This is a genomic window from Streptomyces lienomycini (assembly GCF_027947595.1).
GTDB lineage: Bacteria > Actinomycetota > Actinomycetes > Streptomycetales > Streptomycetaceae > Streptomyces > Streptomyces lienomycini.
In genome coordinates this window covers 2,970,162-2,982,398 of record NZ_CP116257.1, presented here as the reverse complement: position 1 = coordinate 2,982,398, position 12,237 = coordinate 2,970,162, and the positions used below count along the sequence as shown (strand labels likewise).

The 12,237-nt window shown below is 73.6% G+C and carries 11 protein-coding genes; 6 read left to right on the top strand and 5 right to left on the bottom strand.

Translation table 11 applies throughout. The features are described from left to right. Positions 1-311: 311 nt before the first annotated feature. Both BJ961_RS13355 and idi read left to right on the top strand, forming a co-directional pair. Positions 312-1,250, top strand: a complete 939-nt coding sequence (locus BJ961_RS13355; RefSeq protein ID WP_271321526.1) for a cation diffusion facilitator family transporter — start codon at positions 312-314, stop codon at positions 1,248-1,250. A 311-nt stretch (positions 1,251-1,561) separates the two neighbouring features. Then, positions 1,562-2,155, top strand: a complete 594-nt coding sequence (idi, locus tag BJ961_RS13350) for an isopentenyl-diphosphate Delta-isomerase (RefSeq protein ID WP_271321525.1) — start codon at positions 1,562-1,564, stop codon at positions 2,153-2,155. A 69-nt stretch (positions 2,156-2,224) separates the two neighbouring features. Here idi and BJ961_RS13345 read toward each other — a convergent pair whose 3' ends face one another. Then, complete coding sequence (locus BJ961_RS13345) at positions 2,225-2,677, bottom strand: ATP-binding protein (protein WP_271417035.1); 453 nt, start codon at positions 2,675-2,677, stop codon at positions 2,225-2,227. Positions 2,678-2,882: 205 nt separating this feature from the next. Here BJ961_RS13345 and BJ961_RS13340 point away from each other — a divergent pair, with 205 nt between their 5' ends. Next, positions 2,883-3,638 carry an enoyl-CoA hydratase/isomerase family protein gene (locus BJ961_RS13340; RefSeq protein ID WP_271321524.1) on the top strand — a complete coding sequence of 252 codons (756 nt, stop codon included), beginning with the start codon at positions 2,883-2,885 and terminating at the stop codon, positions 3,636-3,638. On the opposite strand, the gene BJ961_RS13335 is transcribed toward BJ961_RS13340, so the two are convergent. Both BJ961_RS13335 and BJ961_RS13330 read right to left on the bottom strand, forming a co-directional pair. Then, complete coding sequence (locus BJ961_RS13335) at positions 3,625-4,260, bottom strand: DJ-1/PfpI family protein (protein ID WP_271321523.1); 636 nt, start codon at positions 4,258-4,260, stop codon at positions 3,625-3,627. The two genes, BJ961_RS13340 and BJ961_RS13335, sit on opposite strands and share 14 nt — an antisense overlap. A 407-nt stretch (positions 4,261-4,667) precedes the next feature. Then, the gene (locus BJ961_RS13330; protein WP_271321522.1) at positions 4,668-5,639 is read right to left on the bottom strand and encodes a GlxA family transcriptional regulator; all 972 of its coding nucleotides are present in this window, start codon (positions 5,637-5,639) and stop codon (positions 4,668-4,670) included. Positions 5,640-5,752: 113 nt separating this feature from the next. On the opposite strand from BJ961_RS13330, the gene BJ961_RS13325 reads away from it, so the two are divergent. The 3 genes from BJ961_RS13325 (at position 5,753) to BJ961_RS13315 (ending at position 9,369) form a co-directional block, all read left to right on the top strand. Next, entirely contained in the window at positions 5,753-6,622 is an 870-nt protein-coding gene (locus BJ961_RS13325; protein WP_271321521.1) for an SCO6745 family protein, read from the top strand. Positions 6,623-6,755: 133 nt separating this feature from the next. Next, positions 6,756-6,887 carry an LPFR motif small protein gene (locus BJ961_RS13320; protein ID WP_271321520.1) on the top strand — a complete coding sequence of 44 codons (132 nt, stop codon included), beginning with the start codon at positions 6,756-6,758 and terminating at the stop codon, positions 6,885-6,887. A 115-nt stretch (positions 6,888-7,002) separates the two neighbouring features. Next, positions 7,003-9,369, top strand: a complete 2,367-nt coding sequence (locus BJ961_RS13315; protein WP_271321519.1) for a Tex family protein — start codon at positions 7,003-7,005, stop codon at positions 9,367-9,369. A gap of 42 nt (positions 9,370-9,411) precedes the next feature. On the opposite strand, the gene BJ961_RS13310 is transcribed toward BJ961_RS13315, so the two are convergent. Next, entirely contained in the window at positions 9,412-11,055 is a 1,644-nt protein-coding gene (locus tag BJ961_RS13310) for an ABC-F family ATP-binding cassette domain-containing protein (RefSeq protein WP_271321518.1), read from the bottom strand. Between the two features lie 85 nt (positions 11,056-11,140). Then, positions 11,141-12,172, bottom strand: a complete 1,032-nt coding sequence (locus BJ961_RS13305) for an oxidoreductase (protein WP_271321517.1) — start codon at positions 12,170-12,172, stop codon at positions 11,141-11,143. Positions 12,173-12,237 lie beyond the last annotated feature (65 nt).

Below are 12,237 nucleotides of genomic sequence, written 5' to 3'. Positions count from 1 at the left end.
TCGGGGATCCGGGGCTCGCCCCACAAACCGCGCCCCCAGACCGGGCATCCCGGGCATCGCACAGTGTCGACGGGTGTGCGCACACGGTCAGGGCGGCTCCCGGCGGCTCGTCGCCCCGATGGCGGAGGCCGCACCTGCGGCTGCCGTCCGACGCTCCGGCCCGACGCTCTGACCTGCGGAACGTTTTCGCAGGTCAGGGCACATGACAACGGTGTTCAGTGCCGCGTTGCCGTATACCCCCTACCCGTAGTTGACTGTCATCCGGGCGCCGGATGACGGACGCCCGTCCACACAGGGAGGCAGGCTTTCTCATGGGGGCTGGGCACGATCACGGGCACGCGCACGGGGCGCGGGCCGGCGGGACGGCGACCTCCGCGTACCGGGGCAGACTGCGGGTGGCGCTGGCGATCACCCTCACCGTCATGGTCGTCGAGATCGTCGGCGGCCTGCTCGCCGACTCGCTCGCCCTGGTCGCCGACGCGGCGCACATGGCCACGGACGCGCTGGGCCTCGGCATGGCGCTGCTGGCCATCCACTTCGCGAGCCGGCCGCCGAGTGACCGGCGGACCTTCGGTTACGCCCGCGCGGAGATCCTGGCGGCCCTGGCCAACTGCCTGCTGCTGCTCGGGGTCGGGGGCTACGTCCTGTACGAGGCGATCGAGCGGTTCGTCACGCCCGCCGGCACCGACGGCGCACTGACCGTCGTCTTCGGTGCGATCGGGCTGGTCGCCAACGTGGTGTCGCTGTCCCTGCTGATGCGCGGCCAGAAGGAGAGCCTCAACGTGCGCGGCGCCTTCCTGGAGGTGGCGGCCGACGCGCTGGGTTCGCTGGCCGTGATCGTCGCCGCACTGGTCATCCTGGCCACCGGCTGGCAGCCCGCCGACCCGATCGCGTCGCTGCTCATCGGTCTGATGATCGTGCCCCGCACCTGGCGGCTGCTGCGCGAGACCCTCGACGTGCTGCTGGAGGCGGCTCCCAAGGGCGTCGACATCGCCGAGGTACGCGCCCACATACTGGCGTTGGACGGGGTCGAGGACGTGCACGACCTGCACGCCTGGACGATCACCTCCGGCATGCCCGTGCTGTCGGCGCACGTGGTGGTGAACGGCGAGGCGCTGAACGCGATCGGCCACGAGAAGATGCTCCACGAACTGCAGGGCTGCCTGGGCGACCACTTCGACGTGGAGCACTGCACCTTCCAGCTGGAGCCGGGCGGTCACGCGGAGCACGAGGCGCGCTTGTGCCACTGAGGCACCGGGCCGCGGGGGCGCCTGTCACGCCGCTGCGGGGGGCGCGTTCGCGCTCGGACGCGCCGTCGAGCGCCCTCGTCCGCCGTGCGTGCGCGTCCGGTCGCCGCGGCCCCCTCCCGGTCGTGGCACACCGGAAGGTTCCCCGAGGGCGGGGCCGGGCACGCTCACCCATCGGACCCCTCCTCGGTGTCCGACCGGTCACACCCGGTGCCCGCGGGGGCACACAGGACATGCGGGTGCGCCGGGAAGTGCCGAGAGTGCCGGATTCGTACGGCACACTTGGGGCGCGAGGACCGATGTGAAGGATGGGTATGCCGATCACTCCTGCCACCGCGACGCCCAGCTCGTCGAACGGCACCGCAGACGAGATCTTGCTGGAACTGGTCGACGAGAACGGCGTGACGATCGGCACCGCGGAGAAGCTCTCCGCGCACCAGCCGCCGGGGCGGCTGCACCGCGCCTTCTCGGTCTTCCTCTTCGACGAGCGGGGGCGGCTGCTGATCCAGCAGCGGGCGCTGGGCAAGTACCACTCCCCCGGCGTGTGGTCCAACACCTGCTGCGGTCACCCCTACCCCGGTGAGGCCCCGTTCGCGGCGGCGGCCAGGCGGACGTACGAGGAGCTGGGGGTCTCGCCCTCGCTGCTCGCCGAGGCGGGCACGGTGCGCTACAACCACCCCGACCCGGACTCCGGGCTGGTCGAGCAGGAGTACAACCACCTCTTCGTCGGTCTGGTGCAGGCCGAACCGCGTCCGGACCCGGAGGAAGTGGCCCGGACGGCCTTCGTGCCCCCGGCCGAACTGGCCGAGCGGCACGGCAGGGACACCTTCTCGGCGTGGTTCATGACGGTGCTGGACGCGGCCCGGCCGGCCGTCCGCGAGCTGACGGGCACGTCCGCGGGCTGGTGAGCGGGCGTCCCACCGCGGGGCGTCCCGGTCAGGGGCGTCCCACCGCGGGCCGTCCTACCGCTGGGTGTCCTACCGCGGGACGTGTTTGAGGGGCAGGGCGGCCCAGATCACCTTGCCGCCGCTCGCGGTGTGGGCGACGTCGCAGGCGCCGCCCGCCTCGCGGGTGATCTCGCGGACCAGGAGCAGACCGCGCCCCCCGGTGCGACCGTGGTCGGTCTCCAGGGCGGTCGGTCGGTAGGGGTGGTCGTCCTCCACGGCCACCCGCACCCACTCGGGGCCGACGGCGACCTCCACGGCGAGCACCGGCGAGAGCACGGCCGCGTGCCGGACCGCGTTCGTGACCAGTTCCGAGACGATCAGCAGCAGGGCCTGCGTGACGTCGTCGGAGACCGGCACGCCCTGGCGCGTCAGCAGGTCGCGCACGGCGTGCCGGGCCTGCGGGACGGACGCGTCCACGGCCGGGGCGGTGAACCGCCAGACGCCTTCGTACGGCAGCGGCCCGGCGGGCCCGGTCTCGTCCATCGTCCGGTCGCCACCCCTGGGCTCGATTGTCACCACACCCCGAGTGTTGGTAACCCGCCCCTCCACTCCGCCGCACTGAACGCAAGTCAGCATGTATCGAGCGGTTTTTGATCGCCGGTGCCCGACACGGTCGATGGTGAGACCGTTCCTGTCCTGCTCGCCCCGTCCGCTCGGGGCGATGGGGCCGGTGGGTAGCATCCGCCCCATGGAGCCGCAGCTGCTGCACCGGGTCGCCGACTCGGTCGCCACCGTCGTCGTCCACCACCCGGCCAAGCGCAACGCCATGACGGCCGCGATGTGGCGGGCGCTGCCCGAGCTGCTCGGTGCCCTGGCCCGGGACACCGGGGTGCGGGCGTTGGTACTCACCGGCGAGGGCGCGACCTTCTGCGCCGGGGCGGACATCTCGACGCTGCGGGAGTCGTCCGGCGAGGCCCAGGAGCTGGCGGTACGGGCCGAGGAGGCCCTCGCCGCGTTCCCGAGGCCGACGCTGGCGGCCGTCCGCGGTCACTGCGTGGGCGGCGGGGCGCAGTTGGCGGCGGCGTGCGACCTGCGGTTCGCCGAGGAGACGGCGTCGTTCGGGGTGACCCCGGCCAAGCTGGGGGTCGTGTACCCGGCGTCCGCGACCCGGCGGCTGGTGGCGCTGACGGGGCCCGCCACCGCGAAGTACCTGCTGTTCAGCGGCGAGCTGATCGACGCCGCGCGGGCGCTGCGCACCGGCCTGGTGGACGAGGTGCTGCCGGACGGCGAACTGGACGAACGGGTGGCGGAGTTCACCCGGGTGCTGGTCTCCCGCTCACAGCTGACGCAGGCCGCGGCGAAGGAGTTCGCGAACGGACGCACGGACCGGGACGCGTACTGGGCCGCGCAGGCGCAGGCGAGCGGCGACACCGCGGAGGGAGTCGCCGCCTTCCTGGAACGCAGGCAGCCGCGTTTCGGCTGGAGCGCGCCTACGACGGGATGAACCGGTTCCTGGTGTGGAACTCCTCGACGAGATGCGCGGGCGCCTTCTGCGGGGACCCCGCGTCGTAGGGCGGCTGCGGGTCGTACTCGGTCAGCAGCTGGACCGCCTGGGCGTGCTCGTCGCCGGCGATGCGGCCGACCAGGGTGAGCCCCATGTCGATGCCGGAGGAGACGCCGGCCGCGGTGACGTACTTGCCGTCGGTGACGACCCGTTCGCCGGTCGGCTCGGCGCCGTACGCCTTCAGGAGGTCCAGGGCCAGCCAGTGCGAGGTGGCCCGGCGGCCGCTCAGCAGTCCGGCGGCGGCGAGCAGCAGGGAGCCCGAGCAGACGGAGGTCGTCCAGGTACTGGTGGCGTCGGCGGCGCGCAGCCAGTCGAGCAGGGTCTCGTTGCCCATCTGCGCCTCCTGGCCGGGGCCGCCCGGCACGACGACGACATCCGCGCCGGGCACGTCCGCCAGCGTCCGGTCGGCGGTCAGCGCCAGGCTCCCCGTGTCGTTGCGGACGGGACCGGTCCGCTCGGCGACGAACACGGTGTCGGCGCCCGGGATACGGCTCATGGTCTCGTAGGGGCCCACGGCGTCCAGGGCGGTGAAGCGGTCGAAGAGGACGATGGCGATCTGCACGGGGTTCCTTTCGGAGCGGGCGGTGAGCCCGGGTCGGAGGTGAAGCCGGGTCGGAGGCGAAGCCGGGTCGGAGAACAAGCCCAAGTCGGGCGTTGAGCCCAGCTCGGACGGTGAGCCGGGGACGGGCGGTGAGCCCGGAGTCGGGCTGCGGGCGGGCGGGCGATGAGCCCGGGGCGGCGATGAGCCAGGACCGGCCGTGAGCCGGGCAGGAGTGGTGAGCCCGGAGTCGGGCAGCGGTTCGCGGACACGGTGAGCCGGGACGGGGGTGAGGCCGGGGCCGTGGTGAGCCCGGGCTCGGGGCGGTGGTGAGGCCGGGACGGACGGTGAGCCGGGGCGGTGGTCAGGCCGGGACGGGGCCGTGATGACGCCGGGGACGGGCGGTGAGTGTTGGCGGGTGTCCGGGGGTTTCAGTGGGGTTGGGCGGCGGGCCGGAAGCGGCGGCGGTACTCCGCCGGTGGGGTGCCGAGGGTCTTGACGAAGGCGCGGCGCATGGCCTCGGGCGTGCCGTAGCCGCTGGCGCGGGAGACCTCCTCGACCCCGTCGCCGCTGTCCTCCAGCAGTCGGCGGGCGTGTTCCAGGCGGACCCGGTCGACGTACCGGCCGGGCGTCGTGCCGGTCTCCGCCTGGAAGGCGCGGGCGAAGTGGCGCGGCGAGAGACGGGCGCGGGCGGCGAGGGACTCGACGCTCAGATCGGCGCCGGGCTGTTCGGTGATCCACTGCTGGATCTCCCGAAGCGGCTCGCGGCGCGCGGTCTGGGCGGCGAGCTGCGCGCTGAACTGGGCCTGGTTCCCGGGCCGGCGCAGGAACACCACGAGGTGGCGGGCGACGGTCAGGGCGGCGTCCCGGCCCAGGTCCTCCTCCACCAGCGCCAGGGCGAGGTCGATGCCGGAGGTGACGCCGGCGGACGTGGCCACGTTGCCGTCGCGGATGTAGATCGGGTCGGGGTCGACGTCCACGGCCGGATGGTCGCGGGCGAGGCGGGCGCTGTAGGCCCAGTGGGTGGTGACGCGGCGTCCGTCGAGCAGGCCCGCACGGGCGAGCAGGATCGCCCCGGTGCAGACGGAGACCAGGCGCCGGACGCCCGGTCCGTTCCCGCGCAGCCAGTCGGTCAGGCGCGGGGCGGGACTCCGGGTGCCCTGGCCGCCGGGGACCACCAGGGTGTCCGGCCGGGGCGCGTCGGCGAGCGCGTGGTCCGGTACGACGGTCAGTCCGCTGGACGTGCGCACGGGAGCACCGTCCAGCGAGGCGGTGCGGATGCGGTACGTGCCCGGCGCGTGCTGCTCGGCGCCCGCGAAGACCTCCACGGGACCGGTGACGTCGAGGCTCTGGACGTCGTCGAAGAGGAGGACCAGGACGGTTCGCACGGTTCGCTGCGCCATGCCGTCGATTCTCGGCCCGCAGCCGGACGGCCGCAATGACGAGCATCCCACCTTTCCTGCCATGCGTCCGCAGGCCTGGAGGGACGTACTGAGCGGTTGGTAACGTGCGCGGCATGACAACTGCCGCCATCGACGCCCGCGCGGGCCGCCGCTGCCACAACGCGCTCAACTCGCTGCACTCGACGCACTACTTCTCGCCCGACCTGGGCCGGGAACTGGGCGCCCTCGGTGTCACCGACGCCCCGGCCGTCAACTTCGCGGTGCGCGCCGCCGCGCTGGGACCGGTCGGAGCCGGTGCCGTGACGGCGGCGTTCTACAACTACAAGCACGACCTCGTCGCCCGGTACGTGCCCGCCGTGTGGGAGACGGTCACGCCCGAGCAGGCCCTGGCCGCACGCGCGCGTGCCGTCGACGCGACGCTGCGCCGGCTGCTGGGCGAGGAGACCGTGGCCTCGGCCGAGATGGCGGAGGCGGCCGCACTGGCGCTGCGCGCCGCCGAGGGCTGTACGCGCGGCGCCCGCCCGCTCTACTCGGCCCACGCGGACCTGCCCGTGCCGGACGCGCCGCACCTGGCGTTCTGGCACGCGGCGACGCTGTTGCGCGAGCACCGGGGCGACGGCCACCTCGCCGCGCTGGTGGCGGCGGACCTGGACGGTCTGGAGGCGCTGGTCACGCATACCGCGACCGGCAAGGGCCTGGCGCCTAAGTGGGTCTTCACCACGCGCGGCTGGACCCGGGAGGAGTGGGACGCGGCCGTCGGCCGGCTGCGCGAGCGCGGGCTGATCGACACGGCGGGCGAACTGACTGAGGAGGGCACGGCCCTGCGCGAGGGGATCGAGCGGGAGACGGACCGGCTCGACGCGGCCCCTTACGCGCACCTGGGGGCGGAGGGTGTGGCACGCCTGACGGAGCTCGGGACGGCCTTCGCGCGTGCGGCGCTCGGCGCGGGCGCCTTCCCGGCGGACCTGCTCGCCAGGCGCTGAGGACACCCCCGGGGCGCGCGCCCCGGCGCACCGACGGGCACGCGCAGGGGCCCCCGAAGGGGCATGCCGGGCCGATACGGAGGTACCCGTAGGTCTTCCGGCCGGAGGGGCCGGAAGACGAAAGGGGCTTCCCGTGTTCCGTGCCATCGCCGACGTACTGCGCCAGATCGGTGGCGCTGTCGCCACCGTGGTGACGCTTCCCTTCCGGGCCCTGGCCCGGCTCTTCGGCGGGGCCTCGTCCGCCACCCGGGGGCGCAGGGCCTGATCGCGCCCCCGCTCGCCGGCGGCCGCGACCGGCCCGGACGGCGCCCTGATCCCGGATTGTCGGCGCCACCTGCCACAATTGCCGCGCAACCTCAGTGAGAAGGCGGTACGGGATCGTGACGACACCCGGGTCCAGCGCGTCCAGCGTGAGGTCCATCGAAAGCAGGATCGCCGACGAGCTCGGCGTGCGGGAGCGGCAGGTGAAGGCCGCGGTGGAGCTGCTCGACGGCGGCTCGACGGTGCCCTTCATCGCCCGCTACCGCAAGGAAGCGACCGAGATGCTCGACGATGCGCAGCTGCGCACGCTCGAGGAGCGGCTGCGCTATCTGCGCGAGCTGGAGGAGCGGCGCACCGCGATCCTCGACTCGGTGCGCGAGCAGGGCAAGCTCACCGAGGAGCTCGAGGGGCGCATCCGCGCGGCGGAGACCAAGGCGCGCTTGGAGGACATCTACCTGCCGTTCAAGCCGAAGCGGCGCACGAAGGCGCAGATCGCGCGCGAGGCGGGCCTGGAGCCGTTGGCCGACGGCCTGCTCGCCGACGCGTCGGTCGACCCGCTCGCCGCCGCGGCCGCGTTCGTCGACGCCGGCAAGGGGGTGGCCGATCCGCAGGCCGCCCTGGACGGGGCGCGGTCGATCCTCACGGAGAAGTTCTCGGAGGACGCCGACCTGATCGGCGAGCTGCGCGAGCGGATGTGGGGCCGCGGACGGCTCACCGCCAGGGTCAAGGACGGCAAGGAGGAGGCCGGCGCCAAGTTCGCCGACTACTTCGACTTCGCCGAGCCGTTCCCCCAGCTGCCCTCGCACCGGGTCCTCGCGATGCTGCGCGGCGAGAAGGAGGACGTGCTCGACCTCGTTCTGGAGCCCGAGGAGGCCACCGAGGGCCCGTCGTCGTACGAGGGGATCGTCGCGAGCCGGTTCGGGATCGCCGATCGCGGCCGCCCCGCCGACAAGTGGCTGCGCGACACGGTCCGCTGGGCCTGGCGCACCCGCATCCTCGTGCACCTCGGCATCGACCTCAGGCTGCGGCTGCGCACGGCCGCCGAGGACGAGGCGGTCGACGTGTTCGCCGCCAACCTGCGCGACCTGCTGCTGGCCGCCCCGGCGGGCACCCGCGCGACGCTCGGCCTCGACCCCGGTTTCCGTACCGGTGTGAAGGTCGCCGTGGTCGACGCGACGGGCAAGGTCGTGGCGACGGACGTGATCCATCCCCACGTCCCCGCCAACCGGTGGGACGAGGCGATCGCCAAGCTGGCGCGGCTGGCGAAGGAGCACGCGGTCGACCTGATCGCCATCGGCAACGGCACGGCCTCGCGCGAGACCGACAAGCTCGCCGGGGAACTCATCTCCAAGCACCCCGAGTTGAAGCTCACCAAGGTGATGGTGTCCGAGGCGGGCGCCTCCGTGTACTCGGCCTCCGCCTTCGCCTCCCAGGAGCTGCCGGACATGGACGTCTCGCTGCGCGGCGCGGTCTCGATCGCCCGGCGGCTGCAGGACCCGCTGGCCGAGCTGGTGAAGATCGACCCGAAGTCGATCGGCGTCGGCCAGTACCAGCACGACCTGTCCGAGGTGAAGCTGTCGCGCTCGCTGGACGCGGTGGTCGAGGACTGTGTGAACGGCGTGGGGGTGGACGTCAACACGGCCTCCGCGCCGCTGCTCGCCCGGGTCTCCGGCATCACCTCCGGGCTCGCCGAGAACATCGTGGCGCACCGTGACGCGAACGGGCCGTTCGCGTCGCGGACCGCGCTGAAGAAGGTGTCGCGGCTCGGCCCCAAGGCGTACGAGCAGTGCGCGGGCTTCCTGCGGATCCGGGGCGGCGACGACCCGCTGGACGCGTCCAGCGTGCACCCCGAGGCGTATCCGGTGGTGCGCCGGATGGGGAAGACCGCGGGGCAGGAGGTGGCGGGGCTGGTCGGCAACACGTCGGTGCTCCGGTCGCTGAGGCCGGACCAGTTCGTGGACGAGACGTTCGGTCTGCCCACGGTCACGGACATCCTGCGGGAGCTGGAGAAGCCGGGGCGCGATCCGCGGCCCGCCTTCAAGACGGCCACCTTCAAGGAGGGCGTGGAGAAGATCTCCGACCTGTCGTCCGGGATGGTGCTGGAGGGCGTCGTCACGAACGTCGCCGCGTTCGGGGCGTTCGTGGACGTCGGTGTGCACCAGGACGGGCTCGTGCACGTGTCCGCGATGTCGAGGACGTTCGTGAAGGACCCGCGGGACGTGGTCAAGCCCGGGGACATCGTGAGGGTGAAGGTGATGGACGTCGACATTCCGCGGAAGCGGATCTCCTTGACGTTGCGCTTGGACGACGAGGCCGCTCCGCAGGGGCCGCAAGGAGCGCAGGGGGAGCAGCCGAAGCGGGACCGGGGCGGGAAGCCGCCCCGGCAGCGGAAGGCCGCCGGCGGCGGCAAGGGGCGGCCGGCCCCGGCGCCCGCGCCCTCCAACGGAGCGATGGCCGACGCGTTGCGGCGGGCCGGGCTGGCGTAGACCTCCGGCGGTCGCGGCAGGGTGGGTGGGCAGCCGTGTCGGCTACGTGCGTTCCACCACCTTGCCGTCCGTCACCTCCAGGCGGCGGGTCACCCGTACCGCGTTCAGCATGCGGCGGTCGTGGGTGACCAGCAGGAGCGTGCCCTGGTACGCGTCCAGGGCCGACTCCAGTTGCTCGATCGCCGGAAGGTCGAGGTGGTTGGTCGGCTCGTCCAGGACCAGGAGGTTGACGCCGCTGCCCTGGAGGAGGGCGAGGGCGGCCCTGGTGCGTTCGCCCGGGGAGAGGGTGGATGCCGGGCGCGTGACGTGGTCCGCCTTGAGGCCGAACTTGGCCAGGAGCGTGCGGATCTCCGCCGGTTCCGTGTCGGGCATCGCGGCGCGGAAGGCGTCGAGCAGGATCTCGGGGCCGTGGAACAGCTCGCGGGCCTGGTCGACCTCGCCGAGCAGGACTCCGGAGCCGAGCGCCGCGTGTCCGGCGTCGAGCGGGACCCGGCCCAGGAGGGCGCCGAGGAGGGTGGACTTGCCCGCGCCGTTCGCTCCGGTCACGGCCACCCGGTCCGCCCAGTCGATCTGGAGGGAGACCGGGCCGAGCACGAAGTCGCCGCGCCGGACCTCGGCGTCGCGCAGGGTGGCGACGACCGCGCCCGAGCGCGGTGCCGACGCGATCTCCATGCGCAGGTCCCACTCCTTGCGGGGTTCCTCGACGACCTCCAGGCGTTCGATCATGCGCTGGGTCTGGCGGGCCTTGGCGGCCTGCTTCTCGCTGGCCTCGCTGCGGAACTTCCGGCCGATCTTGTCGTTGTCGTTGCCCGCCTTGCGCCGGGCGTTCTTGACGCCCTTGTCCATCCAGGCGCGTTGGGTCTGGGCCCGGTCCTGGAGGGACGCCCGCTTGTCGGCGTACTCCTCGAACTCGTCGCGGGCGTGCCGGCGGGACACCTCGCGTTCCTCCAGGTACGCCTCGTAGCCACCGCCGTAGAGGTTGACCTGCCGCTGGGCGAGGTCGAGTTCGAGGACCTTGGTGACGGTGCGGGTGAGGAACTCCCGGTCGTGGCTGACGACGACGGTGCCGGCGCGCAGGCCGGTCACGAAGCGTTCGAGGCGCTCCAGGCCGTCCAGGTCGAGGTCGTTGGTCGGCTCGTCGAGCAGGAAGACGTCGTAGCGGGAGAGGAGGAGGGAGGCGAGTCCGGCGCGGGCCGCCTGGCCGCCGGACAGCGAGGTCATCGGCTGGTCGAGGTCGACGGTCAGGCCGAGCGCGTCGGCGGTCTCCACCGCCCGGTCGTCGAGGTCGGCGCCGCCCAGGGCCAGCCAGCGCTCCAGACTGGTCGCGTACGCGTCGTCGGCGCCGGGCGCTCCGTCGACCAGGGCCTGGGTGGCCTCGTCCATGGCGCGCTGGGCGTCGGTGACGCCGGTACGGCGGGCCAGGAACTCCCGGACGCTCTCGCCGGGGCGGCGCTCCGGCTCCTGCGGGAGGTGTCCGACGGTGGCGGTGGACGGGGACAGGCGCAGTTCGCCCTGTTCCGGCGCGCTCAGCCCGGCGAGCATCCGCAGCAGGGTGGACTTGCCCGCGCCGTTGGCGCCGACGAGGCCGATGACGTCGCCGGGTGCGACGACGAGGTCGAGCCCGGTGAACAGGGAGCGGTCGCCGTGGCCGGCGGCGAGGTTCTTGGCGACGAGGGTGGCAGTCATCAGACCGTAGATTTTAGCCGCGGCCCGGCGCCCGCTCAGCCGGGTCCCGCCGGCGCCCGCTCAGCCGGGCCCCGCCGGTCTCCGCTCACCCCGGTGTCCCCCGCGTCACCGCCGTCACCAGCACGCTTCCCGGTGTCCGCGCCACCAGGAAGGTGTCCCCGCGCACCGCGCCCGCGTCCAGGGCGATGCGGTGGCCGCCCGGTGCGAGGAGGCCGTCGAAGACCTCGCGGACGTGGGTGCGGTGGAGGCGGTCGAGGCGGTACGCGGTGAGGCGTACCCGGCAGGGCGAGGTGACCTCGACGTCCGCGGCGGCGCGGGTCGCCGTGAGGCGGGTCAGGCGGCGGCGTTCGGCCGGAAGGCGGTCCAGGGCGTGTTCGATCTGGGCGACGAGCACCGCGACGATCGGGGCGAGGCCGTCGACGTGGGGCACCTCCACGCCGGCGTCCGCGAAGGCCCGGCGTACGGTCGTGCGCTGTTCGTCGGTGACCGCGCGGCCGAAGGCGACGGCGCCGTAGGTCCGCAGTTCGTCGGCCGGCACGTCGCGGGCGTCGTGGGTGATGTCGGCGCCGATGCCGATGGTGCGCAGGGCTGCGGCGAGCCTGGCGAGCAGGGCGACGCGGGCGCCGATGAGCAGGACCCGGCGGCGGGGGTGCCCGGGGGCGTCGAGCAGGGCGGCGAGCGCGGCGCGGTACTCGGCGCCGGGGAAGCGGTACGGGCCGATGCCGTGGTAGCCGTTGAACTCCAGGTCGGCGTGGTCGCCGGTCTGCCAGGCGAAGTCCCGCCAGACGAAGTCGTCGCCGTCCCGCAGGATCACGGCGGTCACCGCTCCGCAGGCGAGGTCCGCGCACTCGGGGCAGCCGTAGATGACGTACCGCCCGCCGGGCAGGGGCGCGTCGGTTTCCAGGAGCAGGCTGCGGACCTGCGCGGTGAAGATCGCGGGTGGTACGTCGGAGGCGAGCGGGGAGACCGCGTCCAGGTCGCAGAGGCGGAACAGGAGGGGGCGTCCGTCGACGACGAAGTCCATGAAGTCGCGGTGGATCCGGAAGTCGCCGTCGGCATGGACCCCGCCGGCGCGCGTCGCCGGGGCCAGACCGAAGGTCGCGTACTCGGCAGCCATGCGGTGAGTATTCCCGCGGCGGGGCCGCTTGGAGCACGGCGTCGGGCGTTCGGTTAACGTCCTGG

Excerpts from the sequence above, each read along its gene's own strand:
- idi (WP_271321525.1), top strand. The coding sequence starts at position 1,562 with ATGCCGATCACTCCTGCCACCGCGACGCCCAGCTCGTCGAACGGCACC.
- BJ961_RS13355 (WP_271321526.1), top strand. The coding sequence starts at position 312 with ATGGGGGCTGGGCACGATCACGGGCACGCGCACGGGGCGCGGGCCGGC.
- BJ961_RS13325 (WP_271321521.1), top strand. The coding sequence starts at position 5,753 with ATGACAACTGCCGCCATCGACGCCCGCGCGGGCCGCCGCTGCCACAAC.
- BJ961_RS13330 (WP_271321522.1), bottom strand. The coding sequence starts at position 5,639 with ATGGCGCAGCGAACCGTGCGAACCGTCCTGGTCCTCCTCTTCGACGAC.
- BJ961_RS13305 (WP_271321517.1), bottom strand. The coding sequence starts at position 12,172 with ATGGCTGCCGAGTACGCGACCTTCGGTCTGGCCCCGGCGACGCGCGCC.
- BJ961_RS13340 (WP_271321524.1), top strand. The coding sequence starts at position 2,883 with ATGGAGCCGCAGCTGCTGCACCGGGTCGCCGACTCGGTCGCCACCGTC.
- BJ961_RS13345 (WP_271417035.1), bottom strand. The coding sequence starts at position 2,677 with ATGGACGAGACCGGGCCCGCCGGGCCGCTGCCGTACGAAGGCGTCTGG.
- BJ961_RS13310 (WP_271321518.1), bottom strand. The coding sequence starts at position 11,055 with ATGACTGCCACCCTCGTCGCCAAGAACCTCGCCGCCGGCCACGGCGAC.